The 21,123-nt window shown below is 62.7% G+C and carries 24 protein-coding genes and 1 pseudogene; 14 read left to right on the forward strand and 11 right to left on the reverse strand.

The genetic code is table 11. The features are described from left to right. Positions 1-31: 31 nt before the first annotated feature. The 4 genes and pseudogenes from NKH05_RS02540 to NKH05_RS02555 all read left to right on the forward strand — a co-directional run. Complete coding sequence (locus NKH05_RS02540; RefSeq protein ID WP_023721929.1) at positions 32-1,198, forward strand: NAD(P)/FAD-dependent oxidoreductase; 1,167 nt, start codon at positions 32-34, stop codon at positions 1,196-1,198. Positions 1,199-1,408: 210 nt separating this feature from the next. After that, complete coding sequence (locus NKH05_RS02545; protein ID WP_352481088.1) at positions 1,409-1,804, forward strand: hypothetical protein; 396 nt, start codon at positions 1,409-1,411, stop codon at positions 1,802-1,804. A gap of 235 nt (positions 1,805-2,039) precedes the next feature. Next, positions 2,040-2,915, forward strand: a complete 876-nt coding sequence (locus NKH05_RS02550) for an MBL fold metallo-hydrolase (RefSeq protein ID WP_352481087.1) — start codon at positions 2,040-2,042, stop codon at positions 2,913-2,915. Positions 2,916-2,973: 58 nt separating this feature from the next. Next, positions 2,974-3,139, forward strand: a pseudogene (locus NKH05_RS02555) (IS630 family transposase); the annotation flags it as partial. 16 nt (positions 3,140-3,155) lie between these two features. On the opposite strand, the gene NKH05_RS02560 reads toward NKH05_RS02555, so the two are convergent. After that, on the reverse strand, positions 3,156-3,581 hold the full coding sequence (locus NKH05_RS02560; protein WP_352481123.1) for a GNAT family N-acetyltransferase: 426 nt from the start codon (positions 3,579-3,581) through the stop codon (positions 3,156-3,158). Between the two features lie 166 nt (positions 3,582-3,747). Here NKH05_RS02560 and leuD point away from each other — a divergent pair, with 166 nt between their 5' ends. From leuD to leuB, 5 genes are all read left to right on the forward strand, one after another. Further along, positions 3,748-4,353, forward strand: coding sequence for a 3-isopropylmalate dehydratase small subunit (leuD, locus tag NKH05_RS02565; RefSeq protein ID WP_023721924.1), 606 nt, complete (start codon positions 3,748-3,750; stop codon positions 4,351-4,353). 60 nt (positions 4,354-4,413) lie between these two features. Further along, positions 4,414-5,343: an Ivy family c-type lysozyme inhibitor gene (locus NKH05_RS02570; protein WP_352481086.1), complete on the forward strand. Its 930-nt coding sequence runs from the start codon at positions 4,414-4,416 to the stop codon at positions 5,341-5,343. Between the two features lie 302 nt (positions 5,344-5,645). Next, on the forward strand, positions 5,646-6,029 hold the full coding sequence (locus tag NKH05_RS02575; RefSeq protein ID WP_352481085.1) for a RidA family protein: 384 nt from the start codon (positions 5,646-5,648) through the stop codon (positions 6,027-6,029). A gap of 51 nt (positions 6,030-6,080) precedes the next feature. Beyond that, positions 6,081-6,431, forward strand: coding sequence for a VOC family protein (locus tag NKH05_RS02580; RefSeq protein ID WP_352481122.1), 351 nt, complete (start codon positions 6,081-6,083; stop codon positions 6,429-6,431). Between the two features lie 140 nt (positions 6,432-6,571). Continuing rightward, on the forward strand, positions 6,572-7,675 hold the full coding sequence (gene leuB, locus NKH05_RS02585; protein WP_352856349.1) for a 3-isopropylmalate dehydrogenase: 1,104 nt from the start codon (positions 6,572-6,574) through the stop codon (positions 7,673-7,675). Positions 7,676-7,733: 58 nt separating this feature from the next. Here the strand turns inward: leuB and NKH05_RS02590 are convergent, their stop codons facing one another. Both NKH05_RS02590 and NKH05_RS02595 read right to left on the reverse strand, forming a co-directional pair. Further along, entirely contained in the window at positions 7,734-8,447 is a 714-nt protein-coding gene (locus NKH05_RS02590; RefSeq protein ID WP_352481083.1) for a DUF805 domain-containing protein, read from the reverse strand. Between the two features lie 88 nt (positions 8,448-8,535). Beyond that, the gene (locus NKH05_RS02595) at positions 8,536-10,368 is read right to left on the reverse strand and encodes a DEAD/DEAH box helicase (protein WP_352856351.1); all 1,833 of its coding nucleotides are present in this window, start codon (positions 10,366-10,368) and stop codon (positions 8,536-8,538) included. A gap of 200 nt (positions 10,369-10,568) precedes the next feature. Between NKH05_RS02595 and NKH05_RS02600 the strand changes: the two genes are divergently transcribed. From NKH05_RS02600 to NKH05_RS02610, 3 genes are all read left to right on the forward strand, one after another. Beyond that, complete coding sequence (locus tag NKH05_RS02600; RefSeq protein ID WP_023721917.1) at positions 10,569-10,718, forward strand: hypothetical protein; 150 nt, start codon at positions 10,569-10,571, stop codon at positions 10,716-10,718. A gap of 103 nt (positions 10,719-10,821) precedes the next feature. Continuing rightward, positions 10,822-11,856 (forward strand): aspartate-semialdehyde dehydrogenase, encoded by a 1,035-nt coding sequence (locus NKH05_RS02605; protein ID WP_023721916.1) that lies wholly within the window; start codon positions 10,822-10,824, stop codon positions 11,854-11,856. 159 nt (positions 11,857-12,015) lie between these two features. Then, positions 12,016-12,399 (forward strand): GNAT family N-acetyltransferase, encoded by a 384-nt coding sequence (locus tag NKH05_RS02610; RefSeq protein ID WP_352856353.1) that lies wholly within the window; start codon positions 12,016-12,018, stop codon positions 12,397-12,399. Positions 12,400-12,402: 3 nt separating this feature from the next. Here the strand turns inward: NKH05_RS02610 and NKH05_RS02615 are convergent, their stop codons facing one another. Continuing rightward, complete coding sequence (locus NKH05_RS02615; protein ID WP_352481080.1) at positions 12,403-12,810, reverse strand: ACT domain-containing protein; 408 nt, start codon at positions 12,808-12,810, stop codon at positions 12,403-12,405. A gap of 259 nt (positions 12,811-13,069) precedes the next feature. Between NKH05_RS02615 and NKH05_RS02620 the strand changes: the two genes are divergently transcribed. Both NKH05_RS02620 and NKH05_RS02625 read left to right on the forward strand, forming a co-directional pair. After that, positions 13,070-13,480, forward strand: a complete 411-nt coding sequence (locus NKH05_RS02620) for a DoxX family protein (RefSeq protein ID WP_023721914.1) — start codon at positions 13,070-13,072, stop codon at positions 13,478-13,480. Positions 13,481-13,672: 192 nt separating this feature from the next. Beyond that, positions 13,673-13,936 carry a YMGG-like glycine zipper-containing protein gene (locus NKH05_RS02625; RefSeq protein WP_023680734.1) on the forward strand — a complete coding sequence of 88 codons (264 nt, stop codon included), beginning with the start codon at positions 13,673-13,675 and terminating at the stop codon, positions 13,934-13,936. Positions 13,937-14,029: 93 nt separating this feature from the next. Here the strand turns inward: NKH05_RS02625 and rpsP are convergent, their stop codons facing one another. The 7 genes from rpsP to NKH05_RS02660 all read right to left on the reverse strand — a co-directional run bounded on the left by rpsP (position 14,030) and on the right by NKH05_RS02660 (position 20,957). Beyond that, positions 14,030-14,431 carry a 30S ribosomal protein S16 gene (gene rpsP / locus NKH05_RS02630; RefSeq protein WP_023721913.1) on the reverse strand — a complete coding sequence of 134 codons (402 nt, stop codon included), beginning with the start codon at positions 14,429-14,431 and terminating at the stop codon, positions 14,030-14,032. 51 nt (positions 14,432-14,482) lie between these two features. Continuing rightward, on the reverse strand, positions 14,483-14,809 hold the full coding sequence (locus NKH05_RS02635) for a chorismate mutase (RefSeq protein WP_023721912.1): 327 nt from the start codon (positions 14,807-14,809) through the stop codon (positions 14,483-14,485). Between the two features lie 7 nt (positions 14,810-14,816). Next, positions 14,817-16,427, reverse strand: coding sequence for a signal recognition particle protein (ffh, locus tag NKH05_RS02640; RefSeq protein ID WP_023721911.1), 1,611 nt, complete (start codon positions 16,425-16,427; stop codon positions 14,817-14,819). A 312-nt stretch (positions 16,428-16,739) separates the two neighbouring features. Further along, positions 16,740-17,708 (reverse strand): CPBP family intramembrane glutamic endopeptidase, encoded by a 969-nt coding sequence (locus tag NKH05_RS02645; protein WP_023721910.1) that lies wholly within the window; start codon positions 17,706-17,708, stop codon positions 16,740-16,742. 147 nt (positions 17,709-17,855) lie between these two features. Next, positions 17,856-18,458, reverse strand: a complete 603-nt coding sequence (locus NKH05_RS02650) for a DUF1236 domain-containing protein (protein ID WP_023721909.1) — start codon at positions 18,456-18,458, stop codon at positions 17,856-17,858. A 63-nt stretch (positions 18,459-18,521) separates the two neighbouring features. Beyond that, a complete protein-coding gene (locus NKH05_RS02655; RefSeq protein WP_353025001.1) occupies positions 18,522-19,619 on the reverse strand; it encodes a zinc-binding metallopeptidase family protein in 1,098 nt (365 codons plus the stop codon). 90 nt (positions 19,620-19,709) lie between these two features. After that, positions 19,710-20,957 carry a flavin monoamine oxidase family protein gene (locus tag NKH05_RS02660; RefSeq protein WP_353025003.1) on the reverse strand — a complete coding sequence of 416 codons (1,248 nt, stop codon included), beginning with the start codon at positions 20,955-20,957 and terminating at the stop codon, positions 19,710-19,712. Positions 20,958-21,123 lie beyond the last annotated feature (166 nt).

Here is a 21,123-nt window from a genome sequence, read left to right on the forward strand (position 1 = left end):
CTCGGCGGTTCAGACCGGAAGGGCGAAAAAGGTGCATTACGACATCATCATCATCGGCGGAGCCATCGTCGGCTCCTCGGTCGCCTATTATCTGCGCGAGGAAGGGTTTTCGGGCCCGATCGCGGTTGTCGAGCGCGACCCGCAATTTTCCCATGCGGCGACAACGCTGTCCTGCGCCTCCATCCGCCAGCAGTTCTCGATCCCTGAAAACATCCGGCTGTCGCAGTTCACGCTGAAACTGTTCCGGCGGTTGAAGGAAGAATTCGGGGCGGACGCCGATATCGGCTTTCGCGAAGGCGGCTATCTGATCCTTGCCGGCGAAAACGGGCTGCCTATCCTGCAGGCCAACCACGAGGCGCAGATGGCCGAGGGCGCCGACATCGTGCTCGAGGATGCCGAGGCGCTTGTTCGTCGGTTTCCGTGGCTATCGGCCGAGGGTATCACTGCCGGGGCCTACGGCCGCAGCGGCGAGGGCTGGTTCGACGCGCATGCGATGCTGATGCTGTTCCGCAAGGCGCTGCGGACGAAGGATATCGACTTCATCACGGCGTCGGTGACCGGCATCGAGCGGCAAGGCGGCCGCGTCACCGGTGTGACCCTCGAAAATGGCGAGCGGCTTGAGGCCGGCATCGTCGTCAATGCTGCCGGGCCGAATGCCGGCAAGGTGGCAGCAATGGCCGGGCTGGCGCTGCCGGTGGAGCCGCGCAAGCGCAATGTCTTCGTCTTCGAGGCGCGCGAAAAATATGACGACATGCCGCTGCTGGTCGACCCGAGCGGCATCTATGTCCGGCCGGAAGGTTCGGTCTACATCACCGGCGGCGCCGAGCCGGAAGAGGGCGAAGGCCCCGCCGACCCCACAGATTTCGAACCCGACTGGCCGCTGTTCGAAGAGGTGATCTGGCCGGTGCTGGCGACCCGTATTCCGGCCTTCGAGGCGATCAAGCCGACGCGCGCCTGGGTCGGCCATTACGACTACAACACGCTCGACCAGAACGCGGTGATCGGTTCGCATCCCGAGGTCGGCAATTTCTTCTTCGCCAACGGTTTTTCCGGCCACGGCTTGCAGCAGGCGCCGGCGGTCGGCAAAGCGCTGGCCGAACTGATCGTCCATGGCGGCTATCGCACGGTGGATTGCTCGGCGTTTGGGTATAGCCGAGTCGCTGAGGGGCGGGCGTTTCGTGAATTGAACGTGATTTGAGGGAAGGCCGCCCAGAATAAGCCGCTCTGTCGAGTTCCCGCCCTCCCCTCTGTCCTGCCGGACAGAGGGGAGGCTGCCCCGCCGATATCAAAAGTCCGCACGCTAGTAGTCAAAACCTGACGCTTGGTACCCGAAACGGAATACCGCTGCCGACTCATTTCGGACATCTAGGGCAGATACTTAAAGAGCCATGGAAAGCAGGAATTTGGCTTGACCTCCACTAGTTGGAAGGCACTTTCAGTGTTGATGTTCGCAATTATCCCATTCTCTGGATGCAGCAACGACCCTGAGTCACCGGAGAACAAACGTATATACTCTGTTCTCCAGCATCAGGAGTTTGAATTACGTCAGCAGAATAATCGTGCCAATTATTTTTTTGGCAAGCGAGTAATGGATACTGAAATCAATACTATCGCCTTCCCTCTCGCCGGTGAGGCGAAAGGCTATGTAGTGTTTTATGCCACGCCCGAAGAGGGTGGGTTAATTCTGTCGGTTCCGCAGCAATATGACGATATCAGTCTGACGAAGCAGACGCTTGAAGCCATCGTTGATAAAGGCCTCATCTCAAAGCCGCTTGAAATTCACCTTGCGTCACGCGCGCACTGAGCGCTTTGCCAAAAAGTACATGGTAGCGTCCGCTTTCCACCCTGAGCGGGCTTACGGCCCCGGAACCAAGCGTCAGATTTCGACCACTAGTGGTTAAGTTCTAACGCTTGGTACCCGATCGTGAGCGCGGCCACATCGCGAGCGCTCCTTCTCCTACAGGCAGAAATGTCTGACGCCATCTGGCCGCAAATGTTATCTCTAGTGATCCGTCCTCGATCGAAGAAGGATGCAGTCAGTGGATGACTGGAGAATCGGGAATATCTGGATAACCAGAATTCTGGAGATGTGCGACCCCCTGCGGACGCCGTCGGAATGGTTTCCCGACTGCACCGATGAAGCGCTCGAACCGCATCTTCATTGGCTCACGCCGCGATTAATATCGCCTGCAACCGGCCGGCTTATTCTTCCCATCCAGAGTTTTCTTGTTCGTACCGGACACCACACCATTCTGGTCGACAGTTGCGTCGGCAACGATAAGACGTTCGCATACTTCCCCCATTGGCATCGCCGCAATGACGGCACCTTTTTGGAGCGCCTGGCAAATGCAGGTGTTGCTCCCGAGCAGATCGACTATGTGCTGTGCACCCATCTTCATGTCGACCATTGCGGTTGGAACACACGATTGGTGGACGGGCGTTGGATACCGACATTCCCGAACGCCCGCTACATCATGGCGCGGCGCGAGTTCGAGGCCGCACAGGCGGCCTCCGGTGATGACGAAGATCGGACCTATGAGGACAATGTGTTGCCAATCGTCGAGGCTGGTCGGGCTGTGCTTGTCGATATGGATTATGAACTCGATGGCGAAGTGTGGCTGGAACCGACGCCGGGCCACACCCCGGGGCACGTAGCCATCGGCCTGAAATCTCGAGGCGTAGGGGCAGTGTTTTCCGGCGATCTCATGCATTGGCCGATGCAATGCATATACCCTGACTGGAGCTTTCGGTACGACACGGACCCTGACCAGGCACGTCGGACGAGATGGGCATTCCTGGAGGCTTGCTCGGACAATGGCCGCATCGTAATGACGTCGCATTTTCCCTTGCCGTCGGTGGGAACCATCTCGCGACGCCAGTCATCATTCTGGTTCGAGGATCAGCAGCCGCCGTAGTCGCCGAGGACGCCGACTGGGCGATCGCCCTCGGCCACCCGCACTTGTCGAAGCGCCGCTCAAGCGCGGCGTCTTTCACTCGGTGGTCGACCTCCAGGGCGGCAATCTACCCCTTCCTCGCCGAGCACAACCAGCAGCCCAGACCCTTCATCTGGACCGCCGACCCCGACAGGATCGCCGCCGCGGTCAAACGCGGGCACCAAACGTTAGATTCGATCCACTAGCTGGCAAGGCAACGCGTCAGCGCTTGCGGTCGAACCAGAACGCGTCGGACACGCGCTTCATGCCGATGCGCTCATAAAAGCCGACGGCGTCGGGCATGGAAATCAGGCTTATGGCAACGGAAGGCCCGAGTTGCCGGCGCGCTTCATCAAGCAGGCCCTTGCCGATGCCGAGCCCTTGCGCCGATTTGCAAACGGCGAGCTCGGAAACGTAACAGACCCACGAGAAATCGGTAACACCGCGGGCAACACCGACCAGCGGCTTGCCTTCTCTATCGAGACGCGCGGTGAGCACCAAATTGGCCCCTGACAGCATCGCGTTCAATCGGGTGTCGTCATCGACGGGGCGATTGGCGCCGAGGCCGGATTCCACCAGAACGCGGCGGAACTCGGCGATGCCGAGACCCGGTTCGCTGGCGTAGAGGACCTTGGATCGCGTTGTCATGTCGACAAAAGTGCACCATGGGCCGGTGGTTTTGAAGCTGTTTTGTACCGATCTTGCGTTTCGATCGACGACGGAGGTCCAAAAACAGCCGCCTTTTATTTGCCCGCGGCTTTGTGTAAACCGGGCGCCAGCAATTTCCCGCAACAAGAAGAAGACGGGCAAGGACATGGAAAAATTCACCAAGCTCACCGGCGTCGCCGCGCCGATGCCGATCGTCAATGTCGACACCGACATGATCATCCCCAAGGATTATCTCAAGACGATCAAGCGCACCGGACTCGGCACCGGCCTGTTCGCCGAAATGCGCTACAAGGACGATGGTTCGGAAAACCCGGACTTCGTGCTCAACAAGCCGGCCTACCGCAAGGCGCAGATCCTGGTCGCCGGCGATAATTTCGGCTGCGGCTCGAGCCGGGAACATGCGCCGTGGGCGCTGCTCGATTTCGGCATCCGTTGCGTCATCTCGACCTCGTTCGCCGACATTTTCTACAACAATTGCTTCAAGAACGGCATCCTGCCGATCACCGTCAGCCCGGAAGATCTTGAGAAACTGATGGACGATGCTTCGCGCGGTTCGAACGCGACGCTGTCGGTCGATCTGGAGGCCAAGGAAATCCGTGGGCCTGACGGCGGCGTGGTCAAGTTCGACCTCGACGAGTTCAAGCGCCATTGCCTGCTCAACGGGCTCGACGATATCGGCCTGACCATGGAAAAAGCCGGCGCCATCGCTTCGTTCGAGAAGAGGAACGCCGCTGAGCGCCCCTGGGCCTGAGCGGTACGATGCCCCGGCCGCGACAGGCCGGGTTCGTGGCGGCTGAACGGAGGGACAGTCATGACACGTTCGCTTCTTGTCGGCGCCTGCGCGCTGGCGTGGATTCTGATGCCGGTGGCTGGCGCGCATGCACAGACCGACATGGTGCTCGTGCCGGCTGACGATGCGCCCGGCAGGGCCGCCGACCAGGGCGCGTTGAGCAATGCGGCCCTAGCCGACAATGACAAACAGGCGCCGATCCCGTTCGAGGGCGGCCAACTGACCATCACGCAGGAGGAAGAGTACGGGGAACGGGTGCTCGCCTTCGACGGCAAGGAACTGGCGCGCAATTACGACGTCTTCTTCGACAAGATCGTCGAGGTCGGCGGCGTCAAGGTGGCGCTGATCGATGTCGGCGACGGCGGCAATCAATGCGGCCCGGCCAAGGTGATCGTGTGGAAGCCGGAAGGCGGCACGATCCAGACGGTCACGGTCGAGCAGGACGAATGCGGCGCGCCGCCGACCACGATCTCCGACAGCGCCATCTATTTCGTGCCCTATCTGCTGCCGGGCGATTCCAAGCCGGCGCTGCAATGGTCGCCGACGGCCGGACTGATGACTTCCGGCAATCTCACCTACATGCCGGAGCCGGGCACCGACTGGAAAGACGTCGATCCGTCGAAATACGACAACATCATCGACGCCTTCCACAACGAGGCTGTCTACAAGCAAGCCGAGACGCTGCTTGGCAAGGACATGCCCGACATGGCGACCAGCCTGCTGGTCGGCGGCGGCACGGAAAAAACCGCGTCGGGTGCCTTCTTTGCCAGCGGCTGCGTGCCGCATGATTGCGGCGGCAATGACGGCTTCATGGCGGTCGACCCGGTCAAGCACAAGCTCTATTTCGCCCGCCGCGGCGACAAGCCCGAGCCGGACGCGTGGCCAGCGGTGAGTACATGGCCGGCCGACGTCAAGGAAGCGCTGGACAAGGCGCTGGGGTCGGCGAATTAGGGTTTTCGCACGGCGCGGTGACCATCACGCCTTCCCTGCTGAATAAAACCATATCTGCCGGGATCCGTCCCACCCCCCTCCCTGCCGGGCATCTCCCCCGCAAGGGGAGAGATTGGCAGCTTCGTTCCGCCTACCTTGCGACGGTGATGATAGGCGAAACCGTCGCGACCGCCGATCTCCCTCCTTGCGGGGGAGATGGCCGGCAGGCCAGAGGGGGTTGCTGTCCCGCCGATATTAACTGCTTTGGCCCATGGCTCAGCCGGCCTTCCGGTGCAAAATGGCGGGAGATTTGCGGAGGACCCATGCGAAAACTGATCTCCACCGGTTCGCCCTTTGAGAACACCGCCGGCTATTCGCGCGCCGTGGTGCAGGGCGACTGGTGTTTCGTGTCCGGAACGACCGGCTACGATTATGCGACCATGTCGATGCCGGAGACGGTGGAGGCGCAAACGCGCAATTGCCTGACGACAATCGCCAAGGCGCTCGGGGACGGCGGCTTCGAGATGGCCGATGTGGTGCGGGCACATTACTACATCACCGATGCGGCTTTCGTAGATGTGGTGTTCCCGATCCTCGGCGAGGCGTTTGGCGAGATCAGGCCGGCAGCAACGATGATCGTGTGCCAGCTCAACAAGCCGGAAATGAAGGTCGAGATCGAGGTGACGGCGCTGCGGCGCACAGCCTGATGCCTGTCACGGTTGCGACAACGACACGGTTAGCACGAGGATCGGCCCATGGTGAAGGTCAGACGCATCGTTGCAAACATAGACACGCAGGATATCGCGGCGGCAAAACCCTTCTATCAGGATGTGCTCGGCCTCGATCTCAAGATGGATATGGGCTGGATCGCTACCTATGGCTCGCAAGAGACGATGTCCGTGCAGGTCAGTTTCATGGCCGAAGGGGGATCAGGAACGCCGGTGCCGGACATCTCTATCGAAGTCGACGACGTCGATGCCTCGCTTGAAAGCATGAGGACGGCCGGCTTTATCATCGAGTACGGTCCGGCAGACGAACCCTGGGGCGTGCGGCGCTTCTTCGTACGCGACCCGTTCGGCAGGCTGGTGAATATCCTTTCGCATCTGTAGACGTTTTATCTTGAGCATCGGATTTTCCCAAAACCGGTTGCCACTTTTGGGTCCGATGCTCTGAACCGCAGGCTTGCGCGTCGGTCGCTTGGCGTTTAGCAAGGCCGCGTTCATGCGCTAAAATAATCGGGACGGTTCTCATGGCTTCGAAAAATCTTCTCCTGCTTGCCGGCGATGGCATCGGCCCCGAGGCGATGGCCGAGGTGAAGAAGCTGATCGCCGCTATGAACGACAAGCTCGGCAGCGATTTCGTCACCGATGAGGGCCTTGTCGGCGGCTGCGCTTACGACGCACATGGCGCGGCGATTTCCGATGCCGACATGGCCAAGGCAATGGCGGCGGACGCGGTGCTGTTTGGCGCCGTCGGCGGACCGAAATGGGATGCCGTGCCTTACGAGGTGCGCCCGGAGGCGGGTCTGCTGCGGCTGCGCAAGGACATGGAGCTGTTCGCCAATCTTCGACCCGCCATTTGCTATCCGGCGCTGGCGGCGTCCTCCTCGCTCAAGCAGGAGGTGGTCGAGGGGCTCGATATCCTCATCGTGCGCGAGCTCACCGGCGGCGTCTATTTCGGTGAGCCGAAGCAGATCATCGATCTCGGCAACGGCCAGAAGCGCGGTATCGACACCCAGGTCTACGATACTTTCGAGATCGAGCGCATTTCGGGCGTTGCCTTCGAATTGGCACGCACGCGCAAGAAGCACGTCACCTCGATGGAAAAGCGCAATGTGATGAAATCGGGCGTGCTGTGGAACGAGGTCGTCAGCCAGACGCAAAAGGCCAGGTATGCCGACGTCAAGCTCGACCATATGCTCGCCGATGCCGGCGGCATGCAGCTGGTGCGCTGGCCCAAGCAGTTCGATGTCATCGTCACCGACAATCTGTTCGGCGACATGCTGTCCGACATCGCCGCCATGCTGACCGGCTCGATCGGCATGCTGCCGTCGGCCTCGCTCGGCGCGCCGGATGCCAAGACAAAAAAGCGCAAGGCGCTCTACGAGCCGGTGCATGGCTCGGCGCCCGACATCGCCGGCAAGGGCATCGCCAATCCGATCGCCATGATCGCCTCCTTCGCCATGTGCATGCGCTATTCCTTCGGCATGGTGACTGAAGCCGACAAGCTCGAAGGTGCGATCGCCGCCGTGCTCGACGACGGCCTGCGCACCAGGGATATTCATTCGCCGGGGATGACCGAGGTCGGCACCGCTGAGATGGGCGACGCGATCATCGCCAAGTTCCTGGGCTGATCCTGTGTAGGTCGACGTCCGCTGGGCGACTGCCGCCGATGCGGCGGCACTCCCGCGGTTAGATTTGGACACCCGCCGGCACCGGACCCCACTGGTTTTCACGCGGCTGGGTCGGGATCAGCGCAAAGATCAGGATGATCACGGTGCCGAAGGTCGGGATCAGGAAAAGCAGGAAGAGCCAGCCGGTCAGGCCGATATCGTGCAGGCGGCGCACGTTGAGCCCGAACCACGGCAGGGCTGTCGCCAGCAGGAAGAGGCCGCAAAGGCCGACCGTCACTGCCGGCAATTCACTGTTGTCGAGATTGCCCATGGCGTCGTCGATGAAGACGCCGAATCCTATCGCCACGATCAGCGCGATCGTCCAGAACAGGCAATAGCCCCAATATTCCTTGCGGCGGGCACGGCCGGCGAAGTTGAAATAATTTTCGGTCAGGCCACGCGAGAAGTAGCTCCACAGGCCGGTGGATTCGGCGGTTTGATTTTCAGCGGAACGGCCGAAATGTTGCGGCTGACGTGCCGCGGGCGCATTGCCGGCCTGAGATGGGGCGGCGGTTGCAGCGGAGGCACGGGCGGGTGCACTGGCAGGTTGGGCGTGGATCGAAAAAACATCGCGTGCCCGTCCGCCAGCCGGCTGGAATTCGACGGTCGTGCCTCCGGCAACCGACGCTTGGCGGCGCAAGTCCTCGCGCGCGAAGCTGTAGCGGTTGCCATCGGCCCCGGTAATGAAACCGAAGGCCTGGTCCTCGTCATAGTGAAGAACTTCGCCGCGCATGTCCTGCCCACCCCATTGCCCTGCCCCAGACTGTGCAAAGTTCCGGTAGACCGCAAGGGGCGTGCGCGAAATGGAAGGGGCAGACTATTCACCCCGGCCGTTTCTTCGATTTCTTGTGTTTCGCCGGTCCGCCTTCGAATTTCGCCTTGGCCGGTTTGCCGGCCCAGGGCTTTGCCTCGAATGCCGGGCGCTGGTCAGCCGGTGCGCGCTTCTCGAATTTGGGCGTGTTCTGATCGAATGTCCGCTTGCCGCGGTGGGGCTTCTTGTCGGGGCGCGGCTCCTGATAGCCGGCCCGCGACAGATCGGGCGTGCCGTCCAGCCGCTTGACCGCAATGTTGCCCTGCAGCTTGCGGTCGGGGCCGATCGCGGCGAGGAAGCGCTCGGCCCAGTCCGCCGCGATCTGCACGAAGGTTTCTTCCGGCTGCATCTTGATGGCGCCGATCTCGCGCTTGGAGATGCCGCCTGTCCGGCACAGCATCGGGATCAGCCAGCGCGGCTCGGCATTCTGCCGGCGTCCGACCGACAGCGAGAACCAGACGCTGTCGCCGAAATCGTCGCGGCGGCTCGGTGCCTCGTCCCGGCGCGCAAATTTTTCGCCCGACGGCGTGAACGGTGCGACGTCGAGAAGGTCCTCCGGCGCCGAGCGGCTGGAGCGGCACATCCGTACGAAGGCTGCGGCGACCTGTTCCGGCCCGTGCTGATCGAGAAGCGCCTGGACGAAGCCGCGCTCCTCATCCTTCATAGGCTCGCTGAGGACCGGGTCGGCGAGAATGCGCTCGTCATCGCGCCGGATCACGTCGTCGGCCGAGGGCGGGCTCGCCCAGGTCGCCGCAAGGCCGGCACTTTGCAGCAGCCGCTCGGTGCGCTTGCGGGCATTGTTCGGCACGATCAGCGCGCTGACGCCCTTGCGCCCCGCCCGTCCCGTTCGCCCGCTTCGGTGCAGAAGCGTCTCCGGGTTGGTCGGCAAGTCGGCATGGATGACCAGCTCGAGATTGGGCAGGTCGATGCCACGCGCCGCGACGTCAGTGGCGATGCAGACTTTGGCGCGGCCGTCGCGCATCGCCTGCAGCGCGTGGCTGCGCTCGTTTTGGCTCAGCTCGCCGGACAGTGCCACGACGGAAAAGTTGCGGTTGTTGAAGCGTGCTGTCAGGTGATTGACGGCGGCACGCGTGTTGCAGAACACCAGCGCGTTCTTCGCCTCATAGTACCGCAGCACGTTGATGATGGCGTTTTCGCGGTCGGCCTGCGCGACGCCCAGCGCCCGGTATTCGATGTCGAGATGCTGCTTCTCCTCGCCGGAGGCCGAGATGCGCACGGCATCGCGCTGGTAGCCCTTGGCCAGCGTGGCGATGGAGCGCGGCACGGTCGCGGAAAACATCAACGTGCGGCGCTCGGCAGGGGCGGCGTCGAGGATGAATTCCAGGTCCTCGCGAAAGCCGAGATCGAGCATCTCGTCGGCCTCGTCGAGCACGACTGCCTTGAGCGCCGACATGTCGAGAGAATTGCGGGTGATGTGGTCGCGCAGGCGGCCGGGCGTGCCGACGACGATATGGGCGCCACGCTCCAGCGCGCGTCGCTCGGTGCGCATGTCCATGCCGCCGACGCAGGACGACACCGTGGCGCCTGTCAGCTCGTAGAGCCATTCCAGCTCGCGCGTCACCTGCAGGGCCAGCTCCCGCGTCGGCGCCACGGCCAGCGCCAGGGGTGCCGCCGCGTGGGAAAAGCGCTCCGCGCCGTCGAGCAGCGTCGGCGCCAAGGCCAGTCCGAAAGCGACGGTCTTGCCGGAGCCGGTCTGGGCTGAAACCAGCGCATCGGCCTGACCGAGCTCAAGAACCGCTTTCTGCACCGGTGTCAGCTCGACATAGCCGCGTTTTTCCAGCGCCTTTGCCAGCACGGGGACAATAGCTTCGAAGTTGGACATATGCTTCTTTCGAAATTCGGATTCTTAAATGCCCGGCGACGGGTCTGATGTCGGCAAGCGCCACGACGGGCGCCACGAGCCAAACGATGCCCGTTCGTACTTCGTGCCGCCCTCGTTGTACAGGGCGGGCGATCCGCCTGGTTGCGATTGACTCCTTACGCAAACCGCGTAAAAGCCGGCACCGAACGGGATAGTTTTCGATGCGCGGCCTTTTGATGGCGCTTCTTGCCTTCGACATCCCCGGCCCCAATGCGAACCATTGGGCCGGACGTCTCGGTGCGCCTTTCCGTTCCAGCAAAACCACGTTCTTGGTCAAAAAAACCGGTAAAACGACCACCAAAACGGTCTGATTCCCTTGGCCTAACCACCCTCTCCCGGGTCCGGCCCGGGGTGAAACCCGCATTGGCCGGCGGGTTTCTCCAGAAACCGAGCGGAGAGGGACAGGAGATTTCGATGAGTTTCAAGGTTGCGATCGTCGGCGCCACGGGCAATGTGGGCCGGGAAATGCTCAACATACTGGAAGAGCGCGGCTTTCCGGTGAGCGAGGTGGTGGCGCTGGCCTCGCGGCGCAGCCAGGGCACGGAAGTGTCGTTCGGCGACCGCACGCTGAAGGTCCGGACGCTCGACCAATATGATTTTTCCGACACCGACATCTGCATCATGTCGGCCGGCGGCAACGTCTCCAAGGAATGGTCGCCGAAGATCGGCAAGCAGGGCTGCGTCGTCATCGATAATTCATCGGCCTTCCGCTACGACCAGGACGTGCCGCTGATCGTTCCCGAAGTGAACCCGGATGCGATTTCGCTGTTCACACGCAAGAACATCATTGCCAACCCGAACTGCTCGACGGCGCAGCTGGTCGTGGCGCTGAAGCCGCTGCATGACTTCGCCACCATAAAGCGCGTCGTCGTCGCCACCTACCAGTCGGTCTCCGGCGCCGGTAAGGAAGGCATGGACGAACTGTTCACGCAGACGCGGGCGGTGTTCGTCGCCGATTCCGTCGACGTCAAGAAGTTCACCAAGCGCATCGCCTTCAACGTCATCCCGCATATCGACGTCTTCCTCGACGACGGCTTCACCAAGGAAGAATGGAAGATGGTGGCCGAGACCAAGAAGATGCTCGATCCCAAGATCAAGCTGACGGCGACCTGCGTGCGGGTGCCGGTGTTCATCGGCCATTCGGAAGCGGTCAACATTGAGTTCGAGAAGCCGATCACCGCCGATGAGGCGCGCGAGATCCTGCGCGAGGCGCCGGGCTGCCAGGTCATCGACAAGCGCGAGGACGGCGGCTACATCACGCCGCTGGAATCGGCTGGCGAGGACGCCACCTTCATCTCGCGCATCCGCGAGGATTCGACCATCGACAACGGCCTGTCGATGTGGATCGTCTCCGACAATCTGCGCAAAGGCGCGGCACTCAACGCGGTTCAGATCGCGGAGCTGCTGGTCGAGCGCGGGCTGATCCAGCCAAAGAAGAAGGCGGCATAACTTCTCGCTCACGGGCCGCATCGCCGCTTCGCGGCTGGCCCTCCGCGGGGGCGCCGGACGGCCGGCGGCCCGCGGTCGCAGGCTTGTGAGATGAGCATTGCGACTAAAATCGCGCTGCGTCCGGCTAACGGGTCGGACGCAGGCGCAATTGCCAGGATCATGCGCGCAGCGCTTTCGTCGATCGACTGGATGCCGGTCCTGCATACACCGGATGAGGAGATGGCCTTCATCAGCGGCACCGTGCTGGCGCAGCAGCACGTGACGGTCGCCGAAATCGACGCGGCCATTGTTGGCTTTGTCGCCGTTGCAGGAGAATGGGTCGAGCAGCTCTATCTGGATCCTGCCTGGACTGGCCAAGGCATCGGCGCCCGGCTGCTGACACAAGCAACCGCGAATTTGCCGGTTGTGAAATTGCATTGCTTTCAGTCGAACTCAGGCGCTCGGCGCTTCTACGAGCGCCATGGTTTTCGCGCGGAAGCTTTGGGCAACGGCACGAACAATGAAGAGCGATTGCCCGACATTTTGTACGTCCGAAGGCATTGATCCTTATCGTGCGGCGTCCGCAGCGAGTTTCTGCAAAACATCCAGCGCCTCCTCCGCCCGGTCGGCGGGCACGAACAGGTGATCGTGGTAGAAGGCCGAGACCGGATTGACGCCGATGCCGGCGGTGGCCAGCCGCGCGGTGATGGCGGCGAGGAAGCCGACCGCTTCCAGCGACGAATGGACGTTCAGCGTCAGCATCCGGCAGCGGAACACGGTTTTCAGGCCAGCGGTCTTGGCCTGGTCTTCAAGCACGATCAGCGTCATGCCCTCGTGCTCGCGAAACAGCATTACCGGATCGAGCTGGTCGGGAACGGCCGCATCAGGTGGCAACGTGGTGAAGACATGAACGCCGGCAAGCAACTCCGGCGTCATTGCCGCCAGCAACTTTTTCAGGTCGGTCTCTCCGGCCATCGCTTACTTTCGTTGTGCGATTAGGCGGCTGCTGCCGTCGAGCGCTCGGGAGATACCCTTACGGATTTCCAATAACGCCCTCCACCTCACCTCGCAAGGTGGACTTGGCCAGGTTGGTTGCTGGCTGAACTTGCACATCCAAGGTCGCCGTCCCCGGAGTGAAAAAGCACTGGAGGCATGTCGGATGGCCGTCATGGGACGCGTCCTTGGTTCGAGCTGGCAGAAAAGCCAGTGCTCGCAACGACCGGAGGGAACATCAATGACCAAGTCTCAGGCAGCATCCGTCTCACCGCGCGCCCTCTGGGCCGGTCGCGTGCTCAGCGCCGTCATCGTGCTGTTCATGATCTTCGACGGCGTCATCAAGCTACCGCCGCTCGAAATCGTCACCCAGACCATGGTGCAGCTCGGCTGGCCAGCCGATGCCAATGTCTCGCGCATGCTCGGCATCATTGGATTGGTCTCGACAGCACTTTATGTACTGCCGCGCACCTCGGTGCTCGGCGCCATCCTGCTCACCGCCTATCTCGGCGGCGCCATCGCCACGCATGTGCGTATCGGCAGCCCTTTGTTCTCGCATATGCTGTTCGGCGTCTACCTCGGCGCCATCCTCTGGGGCGGCCTGTATCTGCGCGATCCAAGGGTGCGCGCGCTGATCCCGTTCAGCCAATAGCAGCGACTTCCAAAGCCGTTCGATGGCGGCCACGCCGCCAGAGAGGGCGCTGTCTGCCGCCGCCTTTCTTCTCTTTGGATCAAATCGAGCGCCGCCCGGTCTGCTGCCGATCTTCTTCTTTGGATCAAATTGGCTGGTTGCGAGTTAGGGGGCGCAGCGGCGAGGACGGCACCCTGTTGGAGAGGAACGACAATGAAAAAGGTGATGATCTTGATGGCCCTGCTGGTGCCGCTCGGTGCCTGCTCCCGTACTGAGCAAGGCGCGGCCGTTGGTGGCCTGGGCGGTGCGGCGGTCGGCGCCGCAGTGGCCGGCAACCCGACCAAGGGCGCGGTGATCGGCGGTGCGGCCGGCGCCTTGGCCGGTGCGCTGATCGGCCGTGCCAGCGAAAGCGGCCAGTGCCGTTATCGCGATCGCAATGGCCGTGTCTACGTTGCGAGTTGCCCGGAAGGCTATTGATCGGGCCGCATCATACGGATGGACAGCAAAACGGCGGGCAAAGGCCCGCCGTTTTGTGACTGGTCAGCCGTTTTGTGAAGGGCAATCGATGACTTATTCGGCGCTGGCGGCTTCCGCCTCGGCCGGCGCGGCGGAAGCGGCGGCAACAGCGGCTGCAGCTTCCTCCTGCGCCTTCTTCAGCAGGGCTGCGCGCTCTTGCGCCTTCTTGCCGGGCTCGGCCTTCTTCGGGTTGGCGCGGGCTTCGCGCTTGGCGAGGCCGGCCTCGTCGAGGAAGCGCAGCACGCGGTCGGTCGGCTGGGCGCCGTGCGACAGCCAATGCTTGACGCGCTCGGCGTCAACCTTGACGCGTTCGCCGTCCTTGGGCAGCAGCGGGTTCCACGAGCCAAGCGACTCGATGAAACGGCCGTCGCGCGGCGAACGGGCATCGGCGACGACGACGTGGTAATAGGGACGCTTCTTCGAGCCCGCACGGGCCAGTCGGATTTTCAGTGGCATTTCTTTTCTCCTAAAAAGCTCTGATTTGGTTGATCGGTTGGTGGCTGGTCCTCAGCCGGTTTTCGTTATGCCGTTGGATGCGGCGATCTGCTCGTGATGGCGGATCACTTCGCGGACGACGAAGTTCAGGAATTTTTCCGCGAAATCCGGGTCGAGATGGGCGTCCTTCGCCAGTTGGCGAAGACGGGCGATCTGCTGCTGCTCGCGTGCCGGATCGGCAGGCGGCAGGCCATGCTCCGCCTTCAGCACGCCGACCGCCTTGGTGCAGCGGAAGCGCTCGGCCAGCATGTGGATCAGCGCCGCGTCGATGTTGTCGATCGAGGCGCGATAATTGACCAGCGCCGCGCGCGCGTCAGCCATGTCCTTTTCTTCGTTCATGGCGCCCTCATTTCTTCTTGCCGAGGCCAGGCAGCCCGCCGCCGGATCCCGGCAAACCAGGGAGCTTCATGCCGCCGGGCAAGCCAGGCAGGCCACCGCCAGCGGGAAAGCCGCCGGGCAGGCCCTTCATGCCGCCGAGCCCGGCCGCCTGTGCCTGCTTCTGCAAGGCCTCGAGCTGCTTGGGGTCCATCTTGGACAGATCGGGCATGCCGCCGCCCATCATGCCGCCTTGGCCGCCCATGCCGGGCATCATGCCGCCGAGCCCCATCTTGGAAGCGAGGCCGCCCATCATGCCGCGCATCAGGCCGCCACCTTTGCCCTTGCCGCCCATCGCCTTCATCATGTCGGCCATGCCGCGATGCATCTTCAACAGCTTGTTGATTTCGGCCGCGTCGGTGCCCGAGCCGGCGGCGATGCGCTTCTTGCGCGAGTGCTTCAGAATATCGGGATTGGCGCGCTCGGCCTTGGTCATCGACGAGATGATGGCGAGCTGGCGGCCGAACATCTTGTCGTCGAGACCGGCGGCGGCCATCTGGTCCTTCATCTTGCCCATGCCCGGCATCATGCCCATGATGCCGCCCATGCCACCCATTTTCGACATTTGCTGAAGCTGGCCGGCGAGGTCGTTCAGGTCGAACTTGCCCGACTGCATCTTCTTGGCCATCGCCGCCGCCTGCTCGGCGTCGATGTTCTCGGCTGCCTTTTCGACGAGGCTGACGATGTCGCCCATGCCGAGGATGCGGTCGGCGATGCGCTTGGGGTGGAATTCCTCCAGCGCGTCCATTTTTTCGCCGATGCCGATCAGCTTGATCGGCTTGCCGGTGACGGCGCGCATCGAGAGTGCTGCGCCACCGCGACCGTCGCCGTCCATGCGGGTCAGCACGAGGCCGGTGATGCCAACACGCTCATCGAAGCTTTTCGCCAGATTGACGGCGTCCTGGCCGGTCAGCGAATCGGCAACCAGCAGGATCTCGTGCGGCGACGACACCTTCTTGATGTCGGCCATCTCGACCATCAACGGCTCGTCGATGTGCGTACGGCCGGCGGTGTCGAGGATGACGATGTCGTGGCCGCCGAGCTTTGCCGCCTGCACGGCGCGGCGGGCGATGTCGACTGGCGTCTGGCCGGCGACGATCGGCAGCGTCGCGACCTTGACCTGCTCGCCGAGCTGACGGAGCTGCTCTTGCGCGGCGGGACGCCGCGTGTCGAGCGAGGCCATCAAGACCTTCTTGTTCTGGCGCTCGGCCAACCGCTTGGCGATCTTGGCCGAGGTCGTCGTCTTGCCGGAACCTTGCAGGCCGACCATCATGATGACGACCGGAGCCGGCGCATTGAGGTCGATGGCGACGCCCTCGGCGCCGAGCATCTCGACCAGCTCGTCATGGACGATCTTGACGACCATCTGGCCGGGCTTGATCGACTTGACCACGGCGGCGCCGACGGCCTTCTCGCGCACCTTGTCGGTGAAGGAACGCACCACTTCCAGCGCCACGTCGGCCTCGAGCAGCGCGCGGCGCACCTCGCGCAGCGCCGCCGAGACATCCGCCTCCGACAAGGCGCCGCGGCCGGTGAGGCCGTTCAGGATCGAACCAAGACGTTCCTGTAGCGATTCAAACATTCTTTTTCCTTTTCCCTGGCACCCGGATGATGCCCGAGAGGTAATGCGTTCGCGCCAGCTGTCCAAGCAAAAGCCGGTCCGGGCAAAAGCCCAAAGCCAAAAAGCACCCGGGGGCGCACAGCGCTGCCGGGTGTTGGCCTCCGGGATCGATTTACAGCACTTCACCTCAAAGAGGTTTCGGCGTCCCGGTCGGTTTGCTCGGAGGAATACTCGTCGCGGAATTTCGCGGCGTGTAGACAGGAAATCGGCCGCGGAGTCAAGCTTTGGTCAGGCTTTGCGCCAAATATGCTCAGGACCACCAGGCAAGGCGCATCAGCGCACGCTGCTGGCGCGCGCCATATCCGGCTCGACCTTCAGCGGGGAGCGCGGATGCAAAAGCAGCAGAACGGTCAACAGGCTGCTGACGATGCCGATCGCGGCGATGAGGACGGCGTCTGAAGTCGTCCAGCCGGCGGCTTCGAGCGGCTTGGCGTTGAACAGGGCGAAGGAATTATAGCTTTGCTGGTGCGAAATCAGCAGGAAGCCGGTCAGATTGTTGCCGAGATGGGCGCCGAAGCCGGCACCGAGATTGCCGGTTGCATAGACCAGAAGCGTCAGCAGCAGCGCAAAGGCGGCGATCGAGGCCAGCACGCAGGCATTGATCGCGGCGCTCGAGCCTGGGCTCCAATGTAGCGAGGTGAACAGCAATCCCGGCAGCAGCGCCCAGATGAAAGGGTTCTGGAACCGGCTCGCCAGGCCCCTGAGCAGATAACCGCGAAACAGCATCTCCTCCGACGAGGTCTGCAGAAAGGTCAGCGCAGCGATCGGGATCAGGAACAAAAGCCACGAGGACAGGCCGATCGTACCGCGCGCAATATCGGGCTGCAGGCCGTAAAGCAGGATCTCGGAAAGCAGCGAGGTGATCAGCACGGCGGCCAGCCCTTTCAGGAACCCCGACCATGAAATGCGCCGGCTGACGCCGATCAGGGCCGTCAGCTTCTCGCGATGGATCCAGCGCATGGCAGCCCAAAGGCCGAGCCAGATTCCGGCAAACGAAGCCAGCGCCGCGAGGATGCCCGCTGGAGAGGCCATGAAATCCTGCACCGCTCCTCCACCTGGCGGGGCGGTGCCAGACGACGCCTGCCAAACGGCAAAGGCATAGGTGCCGCCGAACAGCACGGCGGCAGTGATTCCGAGCCAGAACAGGATGACGACGACCGTTCCAAGCAGAAGGCGCGGCAAAGTGGTCTTCTCGTTGGCGGTGTGCCGGTACTGTTGGAAGGCGGTCGGGTCGATCGTCACGCGGGCTCGCTGGCTGGTGCTTCGGCTCGCATGATCTAGAGCATCGGACGCAAAAGTGGAAACCGGTATTGCAGCGGCAATGCCGGCTTGTGGCAATGTCGGGGTGTGAGCGGCCGCCATTACAGGGCGACCGCCCTGTTTTGCGCGTCAGCGCACGACGTACACGATACGCCGGCTGCTCGGATCGACCAGCGCCGGCTGGCCGTTCACATAGACGTAGCGATAATCATAATCGGGTATCTCGCGCAGCTCGACGGTGTCGGGCAACATCGCGCCGGTAACCACCTCGCCTTCGAGATAGACCGGATCGAGCCGGTTCGTTTCGACATAGGTGCGGATTTCCGCCGGCGGCCGCCGGATGGGCTCGATCGCCTCGCCGGCAACGATCGCTCCGGTATAGCTGTCGGAATATTCGGCGCTATCGGCAGGCGGTGTCACGACGGCAATGTCGGCGCCGGCCGGACGCTGTGTCAGGACCACACGGCTGCCGCCGAAATCGGCCGTCACATAGTCGGAATAGACCCAGCCCTGGCCGTTGGCCTCGGCGATGGTGCACCATTTGCTGTTGGCGATGCAGCCGTCGAGCGTCGCCGACTGGCCGGCCGCGAGTACCCCGATGACCGGATATTGCGGGCCGGGGCCGGCGCGTACATTGAGATCGGTGATGGCCGAGACGGCGGTTTCGGCCAAAGCAGAGCCCGACATCGCTATGAGCGCTCCGGCCACCGCCGGAAACAATATGCGTTTCATGGTTTTCTCTCCGTTTCACAGTCCCTCGGGACCGAAAACGAAGCAAAGCGGCATGCGTTCCGGCTAAAAAGCCTCCGCCGGCTCACGATTTGTTCCAATAGTTTTCGGCAGGTCAGTCAAAAGCTCGTGAACAAAAGCAAGCTTTTGCGCCGCCACGTCGGAGATTACGAAGGGATACAGATCGGGCAGGCCCATGCAGCGGTTGATCGAGTTGGAAGCTTCCGACAGCACCAGCCAGCGGTCGAGGATCTTTTCGAAAGGCTCCGGCCTGGTGGCGGGTTCCGATGGTGCCGGCTGCAGCTCGCCGCCGGTATCGGCGCGCGGCAGCTCGTTGGCTTCGACGGTCTCCAGCCGGCCGAGCGGGAAATTCAGCGCATGCACCATCTCCAGCGTGTCGGTGATGTGCATGTGATGCGCCCATGTCTCGGCCCAGTCCTCCCACGGGTGCGACGTCGCATAGGCCGAGATATGGCGCTGCTGCCAGTTGGGCGGCGCGCCATCGGCGTAATAGGTCTTCAGCGCTTGTTCGTAGCCGGCGCGTTCGTCGCCGAACAAAGCGCGAAAACCGGCAAGCTTTTGCGGATCGTCACGGATCAGGCGGTCCCAATAGTAATGGCCGAGCTCATGGCGGAAATGGCCGAGCAGCGTGCGGTAGTTCTCGCCCATCTCGACGCGCCGCCGCTCGCGCTCAGCCGAGTCCGCCTCGGCGACGTTGAGCGTGATCAGGCCGTTGTCATGGCCGGTCAGGATACGCTCGCCACCGGGACCGCCACCGATAGGATCGGCAAGAAAATCGAAAGCGAGGCCGATCTCGTCGCCGGGATTCTGCTTGGATGCGACCGGCAGGCCGAAGGCGAGCAGCGAATAGACGGCACGCTTCTTTGCCGCCTCGACACGGATCCAGCGGCGGCGATTGCCGTCGACCGACAGATCCGGGATCAGCTGGTTCAGCGTGCAGGCGCGGCAGAAGGCGTGGCCAGGCTCCGCCATCCAGTTGCAGGCGCATTCGTCGGCGTTGGTGCATTGGAAGATGTCGTCGATGCCGGACAGCACAAAACGCGCATGCTCGGGATCATAGAGCACGAGGCTGGCGCAGTTCAGGCATTGCGCGTTCTCGAAATAGAGACGGTGGCCGCAATGCGGGCAGTCGAAAAGCTTCATTGGCGTCTCAAATCATTCGAAATGCGGAGGACGAGGCGAACAGGACAAGGCCAAACGCCTGTCACCGGCCCACGTTCCTGCCGGCCGATGCTATTTTGCCGCAAGCTGGGCCACGACCTCCCTGGCCACTGCCTCGCCCGACAATCTGGCGCCGCCGCAGGTCTGCATCAGCGGACCGGCCAAATGCTCGCCGGCGAAGAAGATCTTTTCCGCCACCGGCTGCATCAGCGTGGCGCGCGCTTGCGAGCGGCCGGGCCGCGCCGCCGCATAGGCGCCGCGCACAAACCGCTCAGCGCCCCAATTGGTCATCATTGCGCGTCCGGCATGCTTTCGTACGTCGCCGCCAAAGATGCCGCAGAGCCGGTCGACGACGAAGTCGATGCCGGCCGCCTCGCCCGCCGCCGACATCTCCCAAGCGAAATCGCCGCCGACGAAACCGACCATCAAATCGAAGTCGAAGGGAAAGCAGAGGAAGTAGATGTCGTGCCGGGCCAGCCGCTCGATCAGCAAATCGTCGAACGGCTCCAAGCCAAGCCTCGTGCCGGATATTTCGACCGGCAGCTTGGTCAGCATGCCCATCGGCAGATCGAAGAAGGCAGCGAAATGCCCATCGGGGAGTGCGGGCGAGAACGCAATCTCCTCGAAGGCGAGCACTGCCGGCGAGGCGGTGACGATGACAGCCTTGGCGCGGATGGTACCGCGATCCGTGACGCAGGCTACGCCCGGCCCATCCCAGAGGATCTTGCGCACCGGCGTCGACAGCTCCACCGGCACGTCGGCGCCGAAGCGCGCAACCAGCGTGCCGAAGCCTTCCCTGGTGAAATAGTTCGGATCGAGATCGGCGGCGGCCTGAAAGTCGCGGATCGATATCTCGTCCTCGTCGGCGCCGAAATCCATCGGCCCCGCGAAGGTTGCGGCGGCGCGCGGCGCGTGGCCTTTGGCGAGCAATGCCGAAAGGCGGTCATCGTCGCCTTCCCTCACCTGACGTGCCGCCACCAGTTCGAGCAGTCTTGCGTCGGCCACCTTCATCGCGGCCTCTTCGGCTTCGCTTGCCTTTCGCTCGCGGTAGTAGAGATGATCGACATTCATGTCGTGGTGATGAAGCGTCCAGGCGGCGGCTTTCGCCTCGGGAAAGTAGGGATTGCGGTCTGCCGCATGCAGCCAGGCGCAGCCGATGTCGAACGGCACGCCGAAATGCTGGTCGCTGGTCCAGGCGCGGCCGCCGACGCGGTTCATCGCTTCTAACAATTTGAAGGAAAAACCGGCGGCGCGCAGGGTCTTGGCAGCCGAAAGTCCGGCCGAACCGGCGCCGACGATCACGACATCAACGTCTTTCATGCTTATTCTGTCCCCGCCACAATAATTACTTGATCGTAGGCAAATTCCCGGGCATCCGCCAGTGTGGTGGATTTGAAGTTCCTGCTGTATTGAGTGCATCGGCGCAGCGCCGGGACAGTGACAAGCAGGTGTTTCGCTGGCAAATTCGCAATTGGGAACGTGATTC

The organism is Mesorhizobium sp. M1399 (assembly GCF_040317735.1).
Classification (GTDB): domain Bacteria; phylum Pseudomonadota; class Alphaproteobacteria; order Rhizobiales; family Rhizobiaceae; genus Mesorhizobium.